Origin of the sequence: Citrobacter sp. Cf087 (genome assembly GCF_030334285.1) — a bacterium.
GTDB lineage: Bacteria > Pseudomonadota > Gammaproteobacteria > Enterobacterales > Enterobacteriaceae > Citrobacter > Citrobacter freundii.
In genome coordinates this window covers 55,560-74,218 of sequence record NZ_JAOWED010000028.1, presented here as the reverse complement: position 1 = coordinate 74,218, position 18,659 = coordinate 55,560, and the positions used below count along the sequence as shown (strand labels likewise).

Genomic DNA, 18,659 nt, shown 5'->3' with positions numbered 1-18,659 from the left:
ACATGAAGCAAGGTTTGCAACTCAGGCTTAGCCAACAACTGGCGATGACGCCTCAGCTACAACAGGCTATCCGTCTGTTGCAGCTGTCCACGCTGGAACTTCAGCAAGAACTTCAGCAAGCGCTGGAAAGTAACCCACTGCTCGAGCAAACCGATCTTCACGACGAAATTGATACCCAGGAAAAACAGGACAGCGAAACCCTCGACACCGCCGATGCTCTCGAACAAAAAGAGATGCCTGAGGAGCTGCCGCTTGATGCCAGTTGGGATGAGATTTACACCGCCGGGACGCCTTCGGGCACCAGCGGAGATTACATCGACGACGAGCTGCCTGTGTATCAGGGTGAGACCACGCAATCACTACAGGATTACCTGATGTGGCAAGTGGAGCTGACCCCGTTCTCGGATACCGATCGCGCCATTGCGACATCCATTGTGGATGCGGTAGACGAAACCGGTTATCTCACCGTGACCCTGGACGATATTCTCGAAAGCATGGGCGATGACGACGTCGGTATGGACGAAATCGAAGCCGTGCTTAAACGCGTTCAGCGCTTTGATCCCGTAGGCGTGGCCGCCAAAGATCTCCGCGACTGCTTACTAATCCAACTTTCGCAGTTTGATAAAGCCACACCGTGGCTGGAAGAAGCGCGTCTGATCATCAGCGATCATCTCGATCTGTTAGCCAACCATGACTTCCGCACGCTGATGCGCGTGACCCGACTGAAAGAAGACGTGCTAAAAGAAGCCGTCAATCTTATTCAGTCACTGGATCCAAGGCCTGGGCAGTCGATCCAGACTGGTGAACCAGAATACGTTATTCCGGATGTGCTGGTGCGTAAGCATAACGATCGCTGGGTGGTCGAACTCAACAGCGACAGCATCCCACGACTGCAGATCAACCAGCACTACGCCGCTATGTGCAATAGCGCGCGCAACGATGCCGACAGTCAGTTTATACGTAGCAATCTACAGGATGCGAAGTGGCTGATTAAAAGCCTGGAAAGCCGCAATGATACACTGCTGCGCGTAAGTCGCTGCATCGTGGAGCAACAGCAAGCCTTCTTTGAGCAAGGTGAAGAGTTTATGAAACCGATGGTGCTGGCGGATATCGCCCAGGCCGTCGAGATGCACGAATCGACCATTTCCCGTGTGACCACGCAAAAGTATCTGCACAGTCCGCGCGGCATTTTTGAATTGAAGTATTTCTTTTCCAGTCACGTTAACACTGAAGGTGGAGGCGAAGCCTCATCCACGGCGATCCGTGCGCTGGTGAAGAAATTAATTGCTGCGGAAAACCCCGCGAAACCACTGAGTGACAGCAAGTTAACCTCTATGCTGTCAGAACAGGGTATCATGGTGGCACGCCGCACCGTTGCGAAGTACCGAGAGTCTTTATCCATTCCGCCGTCTAACCAGCGCAAACAGCTGGTCTGACCCAACCGATAAGGAAGACACTATGCAGCTCAACATCACTGGAAACAACGTCGAAATCACTGAAGCCCTGCGCGATTTTGTTAATACAAAATTTGCCAAGCTTGAACAATATTTCGACCGGATTAATCAGGTCTATATTGTGTTGAAAGTGGAGAAGGTTACACATATCTCGGATGCAACGCTGCATGTGAACGGTGGCGAAATTCATGCCAGCGCGGAAGGTCAGGATATGTACGCAGCCATTGACGGTTTAATTGATAAACTGGCTCGGCAGTTAACAAAACATAAAGATAAACTGAAACAGCACTAACTTGTCCGGGCAGTTAGCGGGTGCAGGACGGCCTGTTGTGTAGCACAACGGGCCATTTGTACAGTTAGCGCTTAGGTGAAATTATGACAAATAACGATACGACTCTACAACTGAGCACTGTTCTTAACCAGGAATGTACACGCGCAGGTGTTCACTGCCAAAGCAAGAAACGCGCACTGGAAATCATCAGTGAACTGGCGGCAAAACAGCTCAGCTTGCCTTCTCAGGTGGTATTTGAGGCCATTCTGACGCGTGAGAAAATGGGCAGTACCGGCATCGGTAATGGTATTGCTATCCCGCATGGAAAGCTGGAAGAAGACACGATGCGCGCGGTTGGTGTGTTTGTGCAACTTGAAACGCCTATCGCCTTCGACGCTATTGATAATCAGCCAGTCGATCTGCTGTTCGCCCTGCTGGTTCCGGCGGACCAAACCAAGACGCATTTGCATACGTTGTCACTGGTCGCAAAACGTCTGGCGGATAAAACCATCTGTCGTCGTCTGCGCGCCGCACAGAGTGACCAGGAGTTGTATCAAATCATCACGGACACCGAAGGTGGACAGGATGAAGCATAACAACCCAATGGCATCCTTTTTTGTCGTTGTGAGGAGAAACAGTACATGGTACTGATGATCGTCAGCGGCCGTTCAGGGTCAGGTAAATCTGTCGCTCTGCGTGCGCTGGAAGATATGGGTTTTTACTGCGTGGATAACCTTCCCGTAGTGCTGTTGCCCGATCTGGCTCGTACTCTGGCCGATCGCCAGATTTCTGCGGCCGTCAGCATTGATGTGCGCAACATGCCTGAGTCCCCGGAGATTTTCGAGCAGGCAATGAACAATCTGCCTGAAGGCTTCTCACCACAGCTGCTGTTCCTTGATGCTGACCGTAACACGCTGATTCGTCGCTACAGTGACACGCGTCGCCTGCACCCACTCTCCAGCAAGAACTTGTCTCTGGAAAGCGCTATCGATAAGGAAAGCGATTTGCTTGAGCCTTTGCGCTCTCGCGCTGACCTGATCGTTGATACCTCCGAAATGTCCGTGCACGAACTGGCGGAAATGTTGCGTACCCGACTGTTGGGCAAACGTGAACGTGAATTGACGATGGTTTTCGAATCCTTTGGCTTCAAACACGGTATCCCGATTGATGCGGATTACGTCTTTGACGTGCGCTTCCTGCCTAACCCGCACTGGGATCCGAAGCTGCGCCCAATGACCGGTCTTGACCGCCCCGTCGCCGCGTTCCTCGACAGGCACACAGAAGTACACAATTTTATCTACCAGACGCGCAGCTATCTTGAGCTATGGTTACCCATGCTGGAGACCAACAACCGCAGCTACCTCACCGTAGCCATCGGTTGTACCGGCGGGAAGCACCGTTCGGTGTATATTGCAGAGCAGCTGGCAGACTACTTCCGCTCACGCGGTAAAAACGTGCAGTCACGCCATCGTACGCTGGAAAAACGTAAATCATGACCGTGAAGCAAACCGTTGAAATCACTAATAAGCTGGGCATGCATGCCCGTCCAGCTATGAAACTGTTTGAATTGATGCAGGGTTTCGAAGCAGAAGTTTTGCTGCGTAATGATGAAGGAACGGAAGCCGAGGCCAACAGCGTTATCGCTCTGCTGATGCTGGATTCAGCCAAAGGGCGTCAGATAGAAGTTGAAGCCACGGGTCCGCAGGAAGTTGAAGCCCTTGCCGCAGTGGTTGCCCTGTTTAATTCAGGTTTTGATGAAGATTAATCAAGTAGTTTTAACACGTAGCCAGTAGGTCGGATAAGGCGTTTACGCCGTATCCGGCAATGCCATTGTGTCGTATTGTGTCTGATGCGCTGCACTTAAATCAGGCCTACAAAAACAGCGACAGCAGCAATTAATACAGCTTATTTTCCCGCATAAACGACTCACCGCCTAACTGGCGCATTTGACGCATGATCCACGCCTGACGGCTACGCACATAACCAGAAGGCGCATTCGCTTTAAAACGCAAAGGATTGGGTAATACCGCCGCCAGCAAGGCCGCTTCAGACAGACTCAACCGACTGGCAGGTTTATGGAAATAGCGCTGCGCCGCCGCCTCTACGCCGAAAACCCCATCGCCAAACTCAGCGATATTCAGATAAACGGTCAGAATACGTTTCTTGCTCCAGACGGTTTCCATACCCAGCGTTAGCCCGGCTTCAAGACCTTTACGTACCCAGCTACGCCCATCCCACAGAAAGAGATTTTTCGCCGTCTGTTGCGATAACGTCGACGCCCCGCGAATACGGTTTTCATTGCGTTCATTGTGCGCCAGCGCGTTCTCTATGGCGGAGACATCGAATCCCCAGTGCTCGGGAAACTTCTGGTCCTCCGCGGCAATGACAGCCAGCCCCATCCACGGTGAGATCTCGTCCATGCTCACCCAGTCTGAGTGCGCCACATAACCAAAATCACCGGACAGCCATGCGCCCAGTTGCCGTTCAACCATCACCGCAGAGAAAGGTACAGGCATCACGCAGAAAAGTGCGATGCCCCCGCCCCAGAATACGCCGAGGACAATGACCGCCCGCAGAAAGATACGCCGCAGAAAGGCGGTAACTCCTGTTCTCATTCAGCCAGCACCAGCACACGCGATACCAGTTTATCGATGCCACTCGCAGCCTGAGCAATGTCCTGCGCCAGCATATAGGCGGGCGTGGTAACGATTTTATTGTCTTCATCGACGACAATGTCATCAACCGGACAAGGCACATGTTCAGCGCCCATCTCTTCCAGCACCTCTGCCGTATCGATATCAGTACCGATGGTCAGACGCAGCGGGAAATCAAAAATTTTAGGTAACATAGCGGGCGCAATGCACATAAATCCTAGCGGCTTACCCGCCTGATGCATGGCCACCGCCAGCGCGGCTAAGTCGCTATCAACCCGGCATTCGCTGCCCTGACTGGCAAAATTGCTCAGATTTTTGGCCGCACCAAACCCACCCGGCACGATCAACGCATCCAGTTCCGCTGAGACTGCCTGAGCGAGCGGGCGAATTTCACCGCGTGTTAGACGTGCGGCTTCAATCAGTACATTACGCGTTTCCAGCATCGGCTCGCCGGTCAGATGATTAATCACATCCGCTTGCTGTTTATCCGGAGCAAAGCAGACGGCCTGAGCGCCGTTGCGGGCAATGGCCAGAAGCGTGAGAACAGTTTCATGGATCTCTGCACCGTCATACACGCCGCATCCACTGAGCACTACACCCACTTTTTTCATCGTGATACTCCTTTCTCAACTGGCTGAAACATATTAGTTATTATGATTTAAATGCTACGCTTCACACATTTAACTGATTCATGTAACAAATTATTTAAGATTTGCTATCTTAACTGCGTGCGGCCTGAAAATTAGGGCTGCGCCCTTGTAAACAATGATAATAATTTACGGCGCAGCCACGATTTCCCTGGTGTTGGCGCAGTATTCGCGCACCCCGGTCAAGCCGGGGTCATTTTTTTTCCACGCTCGCCACCCAGGCTTTTAATACCGCCACGTCGTGCTGCCACTCCTGCTTCATCTCTTCAATCCATTCAGCAACGTTATCTTCCCAGGCGGGAAGGTCCGGAGACTGGATTTGCTGACCTAACTGTTGCAGGTGACGCAGCCCCACAGAACCTGCTGCGCCTTTAATTTTATGACCTTCCTCAACCACGCCTTTTTTATCCCGTGCGGTCAAGTTTGACTCCAGCACGCTCAAATATCCCGGCATCATCTTCTCAAACACCGCCAGCCCGTCGGTAATTAACTTCGGTCCCACCAGCTCGAGGTATTGTTCCAACATAGGAATATCTAACAGCGCTTGCGATTTACTGCTTTCTTCAGATGTCACAGTGCTCTCCTCTTCGTTTCTGGTATCCCAGTATTTTTTGATCATGGCGGTTAGCGCCGGAACCGACAGCGGCTTACTCAGCACGTCATCCATCCCCGCGTCCAAATACTCTTTTTTATCTTTCAGTACGTTAGCGGTGAGTGCAACCAGCGGCGGAAGGTCCTCACGAGCGTATTTTTGCGTGAGCTCCCGCGAGATATCGAGACCGGTCATATCCGGTAGCTGAATATCCAGCAGCACCAGGTCATATTCACCCGGCGTAAACATTTCCAGCGCGGCTTTCCCGGTCATCGCGACATCCACGCTGTTGCCTAATTTTTCCAGCACGGAACGCGCAACAATAACGTTCAGTTCAATGTCTTCCACCAGCAGCACATTCAGGGCTGGCAGCGGCATGTCATCGTCTTCAAAGGCGTCTTCAATCTCTTCCGCTACCGCAGGCGCATGTACGGTCAGCGTAAAGATGGAGCCTTTACCTGCCTGGCTGGAAACCGTAATATCGCCGCCCATATTTTTCGCCAGACGCTTCGACACGGCCAAACCAATCCCGGTTCCTGTGGCCGGTTTACCGCCGTTGCTGTCCTTCACCTGATAATACATGGCGAAGATTTTATCCTGCTCATCCTGCGGAATGCCGATCCCAGAATCTTCAACCTCGAAATGCAGCATATCGCCCTGGTCATAGCGCGCCCGCACGGTCACCTGTCCCTGCTGAGTGAACTTCACGGCGTTGCTGATCAGATTCCACAGAATCTGGCGCAAACGCGTGCCGTCGGTAATGACCTTATGCGGTAGCGGTAACGTTGGCTCAAGTACAAAACGCAGCCCTTTTTGCTGCGCCTGCAGGCCAGAAAGGTTTTCCAGATCCGCCATAAAGCTGGTGAAATCAACAGGCTGGTTATCGAGCTGGACTTTACGTCGCTCCATCTTATCCATATCTATGATATCGTTGAAAATATTCCCCAGCGTCACGGCAGAGACATGGATGGTTTTCAGGTATTTTTCCTGCTCAGCGGTCAGGTCTGTATCCAACAGGATGCGGCTTAAGCCGACAATGCCGTTAAGCGGAGTGCGCAGCTCGTGGCTGATGGTGGAAATGAAGGTGGTCTTATCACGGCTGGCACGTTCAAGCGCGTCCTGATAGCGCTTACGCTCGGTAATATCGCGCCCAAAGCCCATCAGGCCATGTCGCTTACCTACGCGGTCATAGTACGGCACTTTACGAATTTCAAAGCAGGCTTTGCGCCCGTCCGGGTAGTCCAGCCACTGTTCGTAGGTGAGTGAGACGTTATGACGGAATACCTTCTCGTCGGTTTCAATTACCTTTTCAGCCGCTTCAGGAGAGTAAACGTCAGCCGGTTTTAAGTTCACCAGTTGCTTTTCGCTTTTGCCAGTCAGCAGCTCCATGGCACGGTTACAGCCGGAAAATTCTTTATCTTCATTGCGATAAAAAACCAGATCCGGCGAGGCATCAAGGAAAGAGCGTAAAAAGGAAGACTGTTGCTCGAGCTGGATCTGCGTTTCTTCGCGCTCTTTGATTTCAACCTTCAGTTGCTCGAACGTTTCCTGGCGCTCCGCTTCGGCTTTTTCGCGCTCAACAATTTCCTGATTGAGCTGGGCTATATTATCTTTCAATTGCACATTGAGCTTGAGATCGCGCTCGCGCATCTCTTCCAGCTTTTGTACCAGTCGTGACAGGCGTTGCCGGGACTCTTCCAGTTGCTCCACCACCACTGACAGGAAATAGACAGCCCAAGGGGTAATTAACAGACCAAAAAAGATAGAACGGATAACATCAATGCTTTCTACCTGGCCATGCAGCACCATGGTGACAGCCATCTGCACCACAATTGCCAACACGACCAGAGCCAGCGCCAACAGCAGCGAAAAGCGCACCAGACCCAACTTCATCATTAGGTCGACGTAATATTGCGCCAGCATACGGATTTGCTTCATAGAGGGTTCCTTCACGACAACTTGGCACAATAATACTCAATTCTTGGCGTGACGTTTGAGAATGTGCAAGAAATGCGGAGGTTATCAGTGAAATGACCGTAGAAGGTTAATCGTAGGCCTAATAAGCGAAGCGCCATCAGGCAAGCAGGCGCAGATTGCCGGATGTCGGTTTTACCTTATCCGGCCTACGGAGGGTTAGATCCCCGGCTGCACCCATGGCGTACCTAGCGCCGAGCCTTGCACGCCGTGCTCGTTAAGGTACTTATCCAGTTCAACCATCCCAGTCCAGCGATTTTCACACCATAGCGGTGCTAACAGCGTTGGGCGACGCGCGCTGGCGGAAATGCGATGATAAATCACCTCTGGCGGCGTATGGCGGATCATCTCCCCGGCGGTAACCGTATAATCGTCCAGTTCAATTCCGTTCAGCCGCCCGGCTTCCCAGGCTTTCGCCATCGTACTGCCTTTCACAATATGCAGCGGATGCAGCTTAATACCGTCAACACCCGTCTCCACCACACGCTCCATGGTTTGTAGGCATTCTGCCTGCCCTTCTCCCGGCAGACCGACAATCAGGTGCGAACAGACTTTCAGCCCGCGTTCACGCGCCAGTCGCGTGGTGTTCTGGTAGCAGGCAAAATCATGACCGCGGTTAATACGGTGCAGGGTTTTGTCATGTGCGGTTTGCAGACCAAGTTCCAGCCATACCTCATAACCCAGGTCTTTATACTCGCAAAGCAGATCGAGTACCGCATCCGGCACGCAGTCGGGGCGCGTCCCAACGCATAACCCGACGATACTGGCCTGGCTGACCGCCTGCTGATACATCGACCGCAGCACCTGTACTTCAGCAAAGGTGCTGGTATAGGCCTGAAAATAGGCCAGATAGCGTCTGGCGCGATTGACCAACTGCGCCTGATGTTCAAGCTGCTCGGCAATGGAATGATGCTGCTGAGTTTCATCGGCAAACGAGGCGACATTACAGAAAGTACATCCGCCACGTCCGATGGTGCCATCGCGATTTGGACAGCTAAAGCCGCCGTGCAGCGTGAGTTTATGAACCTTTTGTCCATAACGGCGAGAAAGATCCCCACCAAACATATTGACTAATTTCTGTAACTGCATAATCTGGTAGACCGCGCCTTGAAAAGAGGCCAAAGCCTGCCATTTTTTGCCCCAGTCGGCGATGACCTGGATCAATCGCCCTGGCGAGCCTTTATTTATTGCATAACAAATCAAAATAATTGAAATTTCATTCACTCAAAATCTAATTACTTTTCCTTATATTCAGCGGTTTTTTTTATCTTCTTATACTCTCAGCGTAAAAACAGTATCTTTAAGACGCCTGAACTCTAAAAACCAGCATAAAATGCCAGTCATCTCGATAAATAAAGGGAGGACGAGGGATATCCAGCCTTTCTGACAGTGAGACAGATCACACTTCCTGGGGGATTCCCCTTAGGTTAAATCAATGTAAAAAATCCTTTTATTTCAATATTTTCATAAAGTTAATTGCCCTATAGCACATTTTTGCATAAATAAGATTGCCATTTGACCTGTGTGTGGATTCCCGATAACTTGGAAATCCGCTGGAAGCTTTCTGGATGAGCAGTCTGCTCATCATATTTATGCAGTAATTGAGATTCCCTCTGAAGCAAGTCCTCAAACTTGTTTGACCTGTGCGAAAAGGATAAAGAGGGCGAATGCGAGGTAAGCGTATGACACGCAAACCCCGTCGCCATGCTCTTGGTGTGCCCGTGCGCAACGGTCCAGATGGGAATCCCTCAGAGCCTGGGGAGGTTCACTGATATGTTGTACGATAAATCCCTTGAGAGGGATAACTGTGGTTTCGGCCTGATCGCCCACATAGAAGGCGAACCTAGCCACAAGGTAGTGCGTACCGCCATACACGCACTGGCCCGTATGCAGCACCGTGGCGCAATTCTTGCCGATGGAAAAACCGGCGATGGTTGCGGCCTGCTGTTACAAAAACCTGACCGCTTTTTCCGCATCGTGGCGCAAGAGCGCGGCTGGCGTTTAGCCAAAAACTACGCCGTCGGCATGATCTTTTTAAATAAAGACCCTGAGCTGGCTGCGGCTTCTCGTCGCATTGTTGAAGAAGAATTACAGCAGGAAACCCTGTCGATTGTCGGCTGGCGCGACGTGCCGACCAACGAAGGTGTTCTCGGTGAAATTGCGCTCTCCTCCCTGCCTCGTATCGAGCAAATTTTTGTTAACGCCCCTGCGGGCTGGCGTCCGCGTGATATGGAGCGTCGCCTGTTCATCGCGCGTCGTCGTATTGAAAAACGCCTCCTGCAAGACAAAGATTTCTACGTCTGTAGCTTGTCGAATCTGGTCAATATCTATAAAGGTCTGTGTATGCCGGCGGATCTGCCGCGCTTCTACCTGGACCTGGCAGACCTGCGTCTGGAATCGGCCATCTGCCTGTTCCATCAGCGCTTCTCCACCAACACCGTACCGCGCTGGCCGCTGGCGCAGCCGTTCCGCTATCTGGCGCACAACGGTGAAATCAACACCATCACCGGCAACCGCCAATGGGCGCGAGCCCGTACCTATAAGTTCCAGACCCCGTTGATCCCGGATCTGCACGACGCCGCGCCGTTTGTTAACGAAACCGGCTCTGACTCCAGCTCGATGGACAACATGCTAGAACTGCTGCTGGCAGGCGGGATGGACATCATCCGCGCCATGCGCTTACTGGTTCCACCGGCATGGCAGAACAACCCTGATATGGATCCGGAGCTGCGCGCGTTCTTTGACTTCAACTCCATGCACATGGAACCATGGGATGGTCCGGCAGGCATCGTCATGTCCGACGGCCGCTTTGCCGCCTGTAACCTTGACCGTAACGGCTTGCGTCCGGCACGCTACGTCATCACCAAAGACAAGCTGATTACCTGCGCCTCTGAAGTCGGGATCTGGGATTATCAGCCGGATGAAGTGGTAGAGAAAGGCCGCGTCGGCCCTGGCGAGCTGATGGTTATCGATACTCGCAGCGGGCGCATTCTCCACTCCGCCGAAACCGATGATGACCTGAAAAGTCGTCACCCATACAAAGAGTGGATGGAGAAAAACGTCCGCCGCCTGGTACCGTTCGAAGACCTGGCTGACGATCAGGTCGGCAGCCGTGAACTGGACGATGACACCCTCGCCAGCTATCAGAAACAGTTTAACTACAGCGCTGAAGAGCTGGATTCCGTGATCCGCGTGCTCGGTGAAAACGGCCAGGAAGCGGTCGGTTCAATGGGTGACGATACCCCGTTTGCCGTACTCTCCAGCCAGCCGCGCATCATTTATGACTACTTCCGCCAGCAGTTCGCGCAGGTCACCAACCCGCCGATCGACCCGCTGCGTGAAGCGCACGTCATGTCGCTGGCCACCAGCATCGGTCGTGAGATGAACGTCTTCTGCGAAGCTGAAGGTCAGGCACACCGCCTGAGCTTTAAATCGCCGATCCTGCTGTACTCCGATTTCACCCAGCTCACCACCATGAAAGAGGAGCATTATCGCGCTGACCGTCTGGATATCACCTTCGACGCGACCGAAACTACGCTCGAAGAGACCGTCAAAGCATTGTGCGATAAGGCGGAACAGATGGTGCGCAACGGCACGGTACTACTGGTACTCTCTGACCGCAACATCGCTAAAAATCGTCTGCCGGTTCCGGCGCCGATGGCCGTGGGCGCAGTGCAAACGCGTCTGGTAGAACAAAGCCTGCGCTGCGACGCCAACATCATCGTTGAAACCGCCAGTGCCCGCGATCCGCACCATTTTGCCGTCCTGCTCGGCTTTGGCGCGACGGCAATCTATCCGTATCTCGCGTATGAAACATTGGGACGTCTGATCGACACTCAGGCGATTGCCAAAGATTACCGGACCGTGATGCTGAACTACCGTAACGGCATCAACAAAGGTCTGTACAAAATCATGTCCAAAATGGGCATCTCGACCATTGCCTCCTACCGCTGCTCGAAGCTGTTTGAAGCCGTTGGTCTGCACGATGATGTGGTTGCGTTGTGCTTCCAGGGCGTGGTCAGCCGTATTAGCGGTGCAGGGTTTACCGACTTCCAGCAGGATCTGCTGAACCTCTCCAAACATGCATGGCTGGCGCGTAAACCTATCAGCCAGGGCGGTTTGCTGAAGTACGTCCACGGCGGCGAATACCACGCCTACAACCCGGACGTGGTACGCACTCTGCAGCAGGCGGTACAAAGCGGCGAGTACAGCGACTATCAGGAATACGCCAAGCTGGTTAATGAGCGTCCGGCGGCCACGCTGCGCGATCTGCTGGCGATTACGCCTGGCGATGAAGCCGTAAGCATTAGCGAAGTAGAACCCGCGACCGAACTGTTTAAACGCTTTGATACCGCCGCCATGTCTATCGGCGCATTAAGCCCGGAAGCACACGAAGCGCTGGCCGAAGCCATGAACAGCATCGGCGGCAATTCGAACTCCGGTGAAGGCGGCGAAGACCCGGCGCGCTATGGCACCAATAAAGTGTCACGGATTAAGCAGGTTGCTTCCGGTCGCTTTGGCGTAACCCCGGCATACCTGGTCAATGCCGATGTCATTCAGATTAAAGTCGCTCAGGGCGCGAAACCTGGCGAAGGTGGTCAGTTACCGGGTGATAAAGTCACCCCGTACATCGCCAAACTACGCTATTCCGTACCGGGTGTGACGCTGATCTCCCCGCCGCCGCACCACGATATCTACTCTATCGAGGATTTAGCGCAGCTGATTTTCGACCTGAAACAGGTCAACCCGAAGGCGATGATCTCGGTGAAGCTGGTTTCCGAACCAGGCGTTGGTACCATCGCCACTGGCGTAGCGAAAGCCTATGCGGATCTGATCACCATTGCTGGCTACGATGGCGGCACTGGCGCAAGCCCGCTCTCATCAGTGAAATATGCGGGCTGCCCGTGGGAACTCGGCCTGGTGGAAACCCAGCAGGCGCTGGTGGCTAACGGTCTGCGTCACAAGATTCGTCTGCAGGTCGATGGCGGTCTGAAAACCGGCGTCGATATCATTAAAGCGGCAATTCTGGGTGCAGAAAGCTTTGGCTTCGGTACCGGCCCGATGGTGGCGCTGGGCTGTAAATATCTGCGTATTTGCCACCTGAACAACTGCGCAACCGGTGTTGCAACTCAGGATGAGAAACTGCGTAAGAATCACTATCACGGCCTGCCGTTCAAAGTGACCAACTACTTTGAATTTATCGCCCGTGAAGTGCGCGAGCTGATGGCCTCGCTGGGCGTTACCCGCCTGGTGGATCTGATTGGTCGCACCGACCTGCTCAAAGAGCTGGAAGGGTTTACCGCCAAGCAGCAAAAGCTGGAGCTGTCTCGTCTGCTGGAAACCGCCGAACCGCATCCGGGTAAAGCGCTGCATTGCACCGAGAACAACCCGCCGTTTGATAATGGCGTGCTGAACGCCCAGCTGTTACAGCAGGCGAAGCCGTTCGTCGACGAGCGCCAGAGCAAAACCTTCTGGTTCGATATCCGCAACACCGACCGTTCCGTCGGCGCATCGCTGTCGGGCTATATCGCTCAGACGCATGGCGATCAGGGGCTGGCGTCTGACCCGATCAAAGCGCACTTCAGCGGTACTGCAGGCCAGAGCTTTGGCGTATGGAACGCGGGCGGCGTGGAGTTGTATCTGACCGGCGATGCCAACGACTATGTCGGTAAAGGCATGGCGGGCGGCCTGCTGGCGGTACGTCCTCCGGTTGGCTCTGCTTTCCGTAGCCATGAGGCGAGCATCATCGGTAACACCTGCCTGTATGGCGCCACCGGTGGTCGCCTGTTTGCTGCGGGTCGTGCGGGTGAGCGCTTTGCAGTGCGTAACTCTGGCGCAATCACCGTGGTTGAAGGTATTGGCGACAACGGCTGTGAATACATGACCGGCGGCATCGTCTGTATTCTCGGCAAAACCGGCGTTAACTTCGGCGCGGGCATGACCGGCGGATTCGCCTACGTGCTCGACGAAGACGGTGAATTCCGCAAACGCGTAAACCCGGAACTGGTCGAAGTGCTGAGCGTGGACTCGCTGGCGATCCACGAAGAGCACCTGCGTGGCCTGATTACCGAGCACGTACAGCATACCGGTTCTTCTCACGGCGAAGAGATCCTGGCGAACTGGCCAGCATTCTCGGCGAAATTCGCGCTGGTAAAACCAAAATCCAGTGATGTGAAAGCACTGTTGGGTCACCGTAGTCGTAGCGCAGCAGAGCTGCGTGTGCAGGCGCAGTAAGGGGTAGCAGCAATGAGTCAGAACGTATACCAATTTATCGACCTGCAGCGTGTTGATCCGCCGAAGAAGCCGCTGAAGATCCGTAAGATCGAATTTATCGAGATCTACGAGCCGTTTTCTGAAGGTCAGGCCAAAGCACAGGCAGATCGCTGCCTGTCCTGCGGTAACCCGTACTGCGAGTGGAAGTGTCCGGTGCATAACTACATCCCGAACTGGCTGAAGTTGGCGAATGAGGGACGTATTTTTGAAGCGGCAGAGCTTTCGCACCAGACCAACACCTTGCCGGAAGTCTGTGGCCGTGTATGCCCGCAGGATCGACTGTGTGAAGGATCCTGTACGTTGAACGATGAGTTTGGCGCGGTAACCATTGGCAACATCGAGCGCTATATCAACGATAAAGCGTTCGAGATGGGCTGGCGTCCGGATATGACCGGCGTTCGCCAGACGGACAAGCGCGTGGCGATTATCGGTGCGGGGCCAGCGGGCCTGGCCTGTGCTGATGTGCTGACCCGCAACGGCGTAAAGGCGGTGGTATTTGACCGTCACCCGGAAATCGGCGGCTTGCTGACCTTCGGTATCCCAGCCTTCAAGCTGGAAAAAGAGGTCATGACCCGTCGCCGTGAAATCTTCACCGGCATGGGCATTGAGTTCAAACTCAACGTGGAAGTAGGCCGTGACGTACAGCTCAATGATTTGCTGAAGGATTACGACGCCGTGTTCCTTGGCGTAGGAACCTATCAGTCGATGCGCGGCGGGCTGGAAAACGAAGACGCTGATGGCGTGTTTGATGCCCTGCCGTTCCTGATTGCCAATACCAAACAGTTGATGGGCTTTGGCGAAAGCAGCAATGAGCCATATATCAGCATGGAAGGCAAACGTGTCGTCGTGCTCGGCGGTGGCGATACCGCGATGGACTGCGTGCGCACCTCCGTACGTCAGGAAGCATCGCACGTTATCTGCGCCTATCGTCGCGATGAAGAGAACATGCCGGGTTCGAAACGCGAAGTGAAAAACGCGCGCGAAGAAGGCGTCGAGTTCCAGTTCAACGTCCAGCCTTTAGGTGTGGAAGTGAATGCCAACGGGAAAGTGTGCGGCGTGAAAATGGCGCGCACTGAAATGGGCGAACCGGATGCGAAGGGACGTCGCCGTGCGGAGATCGTCGCTGGCTCCGAGCACGTTGTTCCGGCTGATGCCGTGGTCCTGGCGTTTGGTTTCCGCCCACATAGCATGGAATGGTTGAAAGAGCACAGCGTCGAGCTGGATTCACAGGGGCGCATTATTGCCCCGGAACGTAGCGACAACGCTTTCCAGACCAGCAACCCGAAAATCTTCGCAGGCGGCGACATCGTACGCGGTTCGGATCTGGTGGTCACCGCGATTGCCGAAGGTCGTAAAGCGGCAGACGGGATTCTGAATTACCTGGAAGTGTAATACATCTGGCTCCCCTGACGCTGATCGATGGGGAGCCAATATTCCTCCACTAAATACATGCGGTATCATTTTTCGAAAACCGCTCACAAATACAGCTGTATATTCAGTACATTGAAATTCCGCAGACAGTGTCTGCAGAATCTTACCATTTGGCGCAACTGGCTAAATCTTTCACACAACCCTGGTCGGTGTATGTCCGCCTCTTGTCGGTTAAAAATGCCGATGCCCGAAAATCAACGCAATCATCAACACCATAAATAATAACCATGTAAAGATTATACGTAATCGTTTGCTTTATTCTGAGAACTGTATATTATGCGGCGGATTTTTTGGGCAAAATTCATGGAGGCGTTGTGTCGCAGGACAACAATTATAGCCAGGGCCCCGTCCCTCTGGCGGCGCGGAAAGGCGTGGTTCCACTAACATTTGTCATGTTGGGGCTTACATTTTTTTCCGCCAGTATGTGGACCGGTGGCACACTCGGTACCGGTCTTTCCTATAATGATTTCTTCCTGGCAGTTCTCTTCGGTAATCTTCTCCTCGGTATTTACACTGCATTTCTCGGTTTTATCGGCGCAAAAACAGGGCTCTCAACCCACCTTCTGGCGCGTTACTCATTTGGTTTGAAAGGTTCATGGCTTCCCTCACTGTTGTTAGGCGGTACGCAGGTAGGCTGGTTTGGCGTGGGTGTGGCTATGTTTGCTATCCCGGTGGGCAAAGCGACAGGAATTGACGTCAATATCCTGATTGCGGTTTCCGGTCTGTTGATGACCCTGACCATCTTTTTTGGCATCTCGGCGCTGACCGTTTTATCTATCATCGCCGTGCCTGCCATCGTCGTTCTTGGCAGCTACTCCGTCTGGCTGGCGGTGAGTGATGTCGGCGGTTTAGACCATTTAAAAGCGATAGTGCCGCAGACGCCGCTGAATTTCTCCACCGCCCTGGCGCTGGTGGTCGGTTCGTTTGTCAGCGCAGGAACATTAACCGCCGACTTCGTGCGCTTTGGTCGCAACGCCAAAGGCGCGGTGCTGATTGCCATGGTGGCGTTTTTCCTTGGCAACTCCTTGATGTTCATCTTCGGCGCTGCGGGCGCGGCTGCGGTTGGACAGGCGGATATCTCTGACGTGATGATTGCCCAGGGACTGCTGCTGCCCGCGATTGTAGTGCTCGGTCTGAACATCTGGACGACTAACGACAATGCGCTGTATGCCTCAGGTCTGGGATTTGCCAATATTACCGGCCTTTCCAGCCGTACGCTGTCGGTGGCTAACGGTATTATCGGCACATTGTGCGCGCTATGGCTTTACAATAACTTTGTCGGTTGGCTGACTTTTCTGTCGGCAGCAATTCCCCCGATTGGCGGGGTGATCATCGCCGACTATCTGCTGAACCATCGTCGCTATGCCGACTTCAGCAAAGCGCAATTTATTTCCGTAAACTGGATAGCGATCCTGTCCGTTGCATTGGGCATTGCCGCAGGTCACTATATTCCCGGTATTGTGCCCGTCAACGCCGTACTTGGCGGCGTATTCAGCTATATCCTGCTGAATCCACTTTTCAATCGCAGCCTTGCTAAATCACCAGAGGTCAGCCATGCAGAATAATAACATCACCCTTCGTCAGGCACGTTTACAGGGACGCGAAGGATTGTGGCAGCTCACGATTGAAAACGGGCGCTTCAGCCGGATTGAGCCACAGGACACCGCCACGTTACCGCAGGGCGAAGTGCTTGATGCCGAAGGCGGCCTGGCCATTCCACCGTTCGTTGAGCCACATATCCATCTGGACACCACGCAAACTGCAGGCGAGCCGAGCTGGAACCAGTCTGGAACGTTATTTGAAGGCATTGAGCGTTGGGCCGAACGTAAGGCAATGCTCACGCACGAAGACGTCAAAGCGCGCGCCATGCAGACGCTGAAGTGGCAGATGGCCAACGGCATCCAGTATGTCCGCACGCACGTTGACGTTTCCGATCCAACGCTGACTGCACTGAAAGCCATGCTGGAGGTGAAGCAAGAAGTCGCGCCGTGGGTAGAGCTGCAAATTGTCGCCTTCCCGCAAGAGGGCATTCTTTCTTACCCCAACGGTGAAGCGCTATTAGAGGAAGCCGTGCGTTTGGGCGCAGACGTCATTGGCGCGATCCCCCACTTTGAATTTACGCGTGAATATGGCGTTGAGTCGCTGCACAAAATTTTCGCTCTGGCGCAGAAATACGATCGGCTTATCGATGTGCACTGCGACGAAATTGACGATGAGCAGTCACGCTTTGTTGAAACCGTCGCGGCGCTGGCGCATCGTGACAATATGGGCGAACGCGTGACCGCCAGCCATACCACGGCAATGCATTCCTATAACGGCGCGTATGCTTCCCGCCTCTTTCGCCTGTTGAAAATGTCCGGCATTAACTTTGTCGCGAACCCACTGGTAAATATTCACCTGCAAGGGCGCTTTGATACGTATCCTAAACGTCGCGGCGTAACGCGCGTCAAAGAGATGCTGGAAGCAGAGATCAACGTCTGCTTCGGCCATGATGACGTCTTCGACCCGTGGTATCCGCTGGGCACCGCCAATATGCTGCAGGTACTGCATATGGGATTACATGTGTGTCAGTTGATGGGATACGGACAGATCAACGATGGGCTGAACCTGGTTACCACCCACAGTGCGAAAACCTTGCACCTGCAGGATTACGGTCTGAACGTGGGAAACTCCGGAAATCTGGTGATTTTAGCGGCAGAAAATGGGTTTGACGCGGTTCGTCGCCAGACGCCTGCCCGTTATTCCATTCGTCACGGGCGAGTCATTGCTGAGACAGTGCCAAGCCAGACCACGCTGCATCTGACGCAGCCGGAAGCAGTGACGTTTAAGCGCTAAGTTGTTCTATCCAGTGTCGGATGGCGCAAGCCTTGCCATCCGACACGGTCTCTCATCGTCAGGCTTGTAATAAGCTGGCGCGCACCTTGATCACGACCTTTTTGATTTCCCCCGGCCCTCCCACCATACAGCCCGGTTTATGCGGCTCGCCCGGCATAAAAATCGCAAATCTTCCCGGCTTCAGTACGATCGCCTGCTCATCGGCAATCTCGCTGCACAGCTGATAGTCGTCCTCAACATGCATCTCATCGCACTGGCGAGCAGAATCGGTCATCCCGAACAGAATACGTTCTTCGCCGGACAACAGCACCTGAATATCAATGTACTGCTGATGCAGTTCCGCTTTCTTTTGCTCTGGGCTCTGCGTCGCAAACTGCATGACATTCATAAAAATAGTATCGCCCTGCAACGCGTAGCGCCCTGGGGTCTTCTCCTGAGGATTCGCCGCAATGGCAAGCGTTAATGCCTGCTGCAAGACCGGATGTAATCCGGCAGAGGGCAGTGAACGCAACTCATCTGATATCATCA

14 protein-coding genes and 1 pseudogene are annotated in these 18,659 nt (G+C 53.6%); 10 read left to right on the top strand and 5 right to left on the bottom strand.

What is annotated here, in order from left to right; all coding sequences use genetic code 11:
• Nucleotides 1-2: 2 nt before the first annotated feature.
• The 5 genes from rpoN (at nt 3) to npr (ending at nt 3,490) form a co-directional block, all read left to right on the top strand.
• On the top strand, nt 3-1,436 hold the full coding sequence (rpoN, locus tag OGV57_RS08765; RefSeq protein ID WP_003025074.1) for an RNA polymerase factor sigma-54: 1,434 nt from the start codon (nt 3-5) through the stop codon (nt 1,434-1,436).
• Nucleotides 1,437-1,458: 22 nt separating this feature from the next.
• On the top strand, nt 1,459-1,746 hold the full coding sequence (gene hpf, locus OGV57_RS08760; protein ID WP_003025078.1) for a ribosome hibernation promoting factor: 288 nt from the start codon (nt 1,459-1,461) through the stop codon (nt 1,744-1,746).
• An 83-nt stretch (nt 1,747-1,829) separates the two neighbouring features.
• Nucleotides 1,830-2,321 (top strand): PTS IIA-like nitrogen regulatory protein PtsN, encoded by a 492-nt coding sequence (ptsN, locus tag OGV57_RS08755; protein WP_003025083.1) that lies wholly within the window; start codon nt 1,830-1,832, stop codon nt 2,319-2,321.
• A gap of 45 nt (nt 2,322-2,366) precedes the next feature.
• Nucleotides 2,367-3,221 (top strand): RNase adapter RapZ, encoded by an 855-nt coding sequence (rapZ, locus tag OGV57_RS08750; protein ID WP_003025085.1) that lies wholly within the window; start codon nt 2,367-2,369, stop codon nt 3,219-3,221.
• A complete protein-coding gene (gene npr / locus OGV57_RS08745) occupies nt 3,218-3,490 on the top strand; it encodes a PTS phosphocarrier protein NPr (protein ID WP_003025086.1) in 273 nt (90 codons plus the stop codon). Before rapZ ends, npr begins: the two co-directional genes overlap by 4 nt.
• Nucleotides 3,491-3,620: 130 nt before the next feature.
• Here npr and mtgA read toward each other — a convergent pair whose 3' ends face one another.
• The 4 genes from mtgA to mnmL all read right to left on the bottom strand — a co-directional run bounded on the left by mtgA (nt 3,621) and on the right by mnmL (nt 8,681).
• A complete protein-coding gene (gene mtgA / locus OGV57_RS08740) occupies nt 3,621-4,340 on the bottom strand; it encodes a monofunctional biosynthetic peptidoglycan transglycosylase (RefSeq protein WP_054528828.1) in 720 nt (239 codons plus the stop codon).
• A complete protein-coding gene (gene elbB, locus OGV57_RS08735) occupies nt 4,337-4,990 on the bottom strand; it encodes an isoprenoid biosynthesis glyoxalase ElbB (RefSeq protein ID WP_016151059.1) in 654 nt (217 codons plus the stop codon). The genes mtgA and elbB overlap by 4 nt, the downstream gene beginning before the upstream one ends.
• 229 nt (nt 4,991-5,219) lie before the next feature.
• Entirely contained in the window at nt 5,220-7,556 is a 2,337-nt protein-coding gene (gene arcB / locus OGV57_RS08730; protein ID WP_049015921.1) for an aerobic respiration two-component sensor histidine kinase ArcB, read from the bottom strand.
• Between the two features lie 195 nt (nt 7,557-7,751).
• The gene (gene mnmL / locus OGV57_RS08725) at nt 7,752-8,681 is read right to left on the bottom strand and encodes a tRNA modification radical SAM protein MnmL/YtqA (protein ID WP_003839924.1); all 930 of its coding nucleotides are present in this window, start codon (nt 8,679-8,681) and stop codon (nt 7,752-7,754) included.
• Nucleotides 8,682-9,365: 684 nt separating this feature from the next.
• On the opposite strand from mnmL, the gene gltB reads away from it, so the two are divergent.
• The 5 genes and pseudogenes from gltB (at nt 9,366) to OGV57_RS08700 (ending at nt 18,131) form a co-directional block, all read left to right on the top strand.
• Nucleotides 9,366-13,826, top strand: a complete 4,461-nt coding sequence (gene gltB / locus OGV57_RS08720; protein WP_003839922.1) for a glutamate synthase large subunit — start codon at nt 9,366-9,368, stop codon at nt 13,824-13,826.
• 12 nt (nt 13,827-13,838) lie between these two features.
• Nucleotides 13,839-15,257 carry a glutamate synthase small subunit gene (locus tag OGV57_RS08715; RefSeq protein ID WP_003025096.1) on the top strand — a complete coding sequence of 473 codons (1,419 nt, stop codon included), beginning with the start codon at nt 13,839-13,841 and terminating at the stop codon, nt 15,255-15,257.
• 95 nt (nt 15,258-15,352) lie between these two features.
• Nucleotides 15,353-15,508, top strand: a pseudogene (locus OGV57_RS08710) (DUF1016 domain-containing protein); the annotation flags it as partial.
• A 102-nt stretch (nt 15,509-15,610) separates the two neighbouring features.
• Complete coding sequence (gene codB, locus OGV57_RS08705; protein ID WP_003844832.1) at nt 15,611-16,861, top strand: cytosine permease; 1,251 nt, start codon at nt 15,611-15,613, stop codon at nt 16,859-16,861.
• On the top strand, nt 16,851-18,131 hold the full coding sequence (locus OGV57_RS08700) for a cytosine deaminase (protein WP_003839918.1): 1,281 nt from the start codon (nt 16,851-16,853) through the stop codon (nt 18,129-18,131). Before codB ends, OGV57_RS08700 begins: the two co-directional genes overlap by 11 nt.
• 58 nt (nt 18,132-18,189) lie before the next feature.
• On the opposite strand, the gene nanQ is transcribed toward OGV57_RS08700, so the two are convergent.
• Nucleotides 18,190-18,657, bottom strand: a complete 468-nt coding sequence (gene nanQ, locus OGV57_RS08695; RefSeq protein WP_003025108.1) for an N-acetylneuraminate anomerase — start codon at nt 18,655-18,657, stop codon at nt 18,190-18,192.
• Nucleotides 18,658-18,659: the final 2 nt, after the last annotated feature.

What these genes read in the sequence shown, in the direction of transcription:
- OGV57_RS08700 (WP_003839918.1), top strand. Translation starts at nt 16,851, where the DNA reads ATGCAGAATAATAACATCACCCTTCGTCAGGCACGTTTACAGGGACGC.
- hpf (WP_003025078.1), top strand. Translation starts at nt 1,459, where the DNA reads ATGCAGCTCAACATCACTGGAAACAACGTCGAAATCACTGAAGCCCTG.
- arcB (WP_049015921.1), bottom strand. Translation starts at nt 7,556, where the DNA reads ATGAAGCAAATCCGTATGCTGGCGCAATATTACGTCGACCTAATGATG.
- mtgA (WP_054528828.1), bottom strand. Translation starts at nt 4,340, where the DNA reads ATGAGAACAGGAGTTACCGCCTTTCTGCGGCGTATCTTTCTGCGGGCG.
- mnmL (WP_003839924.1), bottom strand. Translation starts at nt 8,681, where the DNA reads ATGCAGTTACAGAAATTAGTCAATATGTTTGGTGGGGATCTTTCTCGC.
- nanQ (WP_003025108.1), bottom strand. Translation starts at nt 18,657, where the DNA reads ATGATATCAGATGAGTTGCGTTCACTGCCCTCTGCCGGATTACATCCG.
- rpoN (WP_003025074.1), top strand. Translation starts at nt 3, where the DNA reads ATGAAGCAAGGTTTGCAACTCAGGCTTAGCCAACAACTGGCGATGACG.
- ptsN (WP_003025083.1), top strand. Translation starts at nt 1,830, where the DNA reads ATGACAAATAACGATACGACTCTACAACTGAGCACTGTTCTTAACCAG.
- elbB (WP_016151059.1), bottom strand. Translation starts at nt 4,990, where the DNA reads ATGAAAAAAGTGGGTGTAGTGCTCAGTGGATGCGGCGTGTATGACGGT.
- rapZ (WP_003025085.1), top strand. Translation starts at nt 2,367, where the DNA reads ATGGTACTGATGATCGTCAGCGGCCGTTCAGGGTCAGGTAAATCTGTC.
- gltB (WP_003839922.1), top strand. Translation starts at nt 9,366, where the DNA reads ATGTTGTACGATAAATCCCTTGAGAGGGATAACTGTGGTTTCGGCCTG.
- OGV57_RS08715 (WP_003025096.1), top strand. Translation starts at nt 13,839, where the DNA reads ATGAGTCAGAACGTATACCAATTTATCGACCTGCAGCGTGTTGATCCG.
- npr (WP_003025086.1), top strand. Translation starts at nt 3,218, where the DNA reads ATGACCGTGAAGCAAACCGTTGAAATCACTAATAAGCTGGGCATGCAT.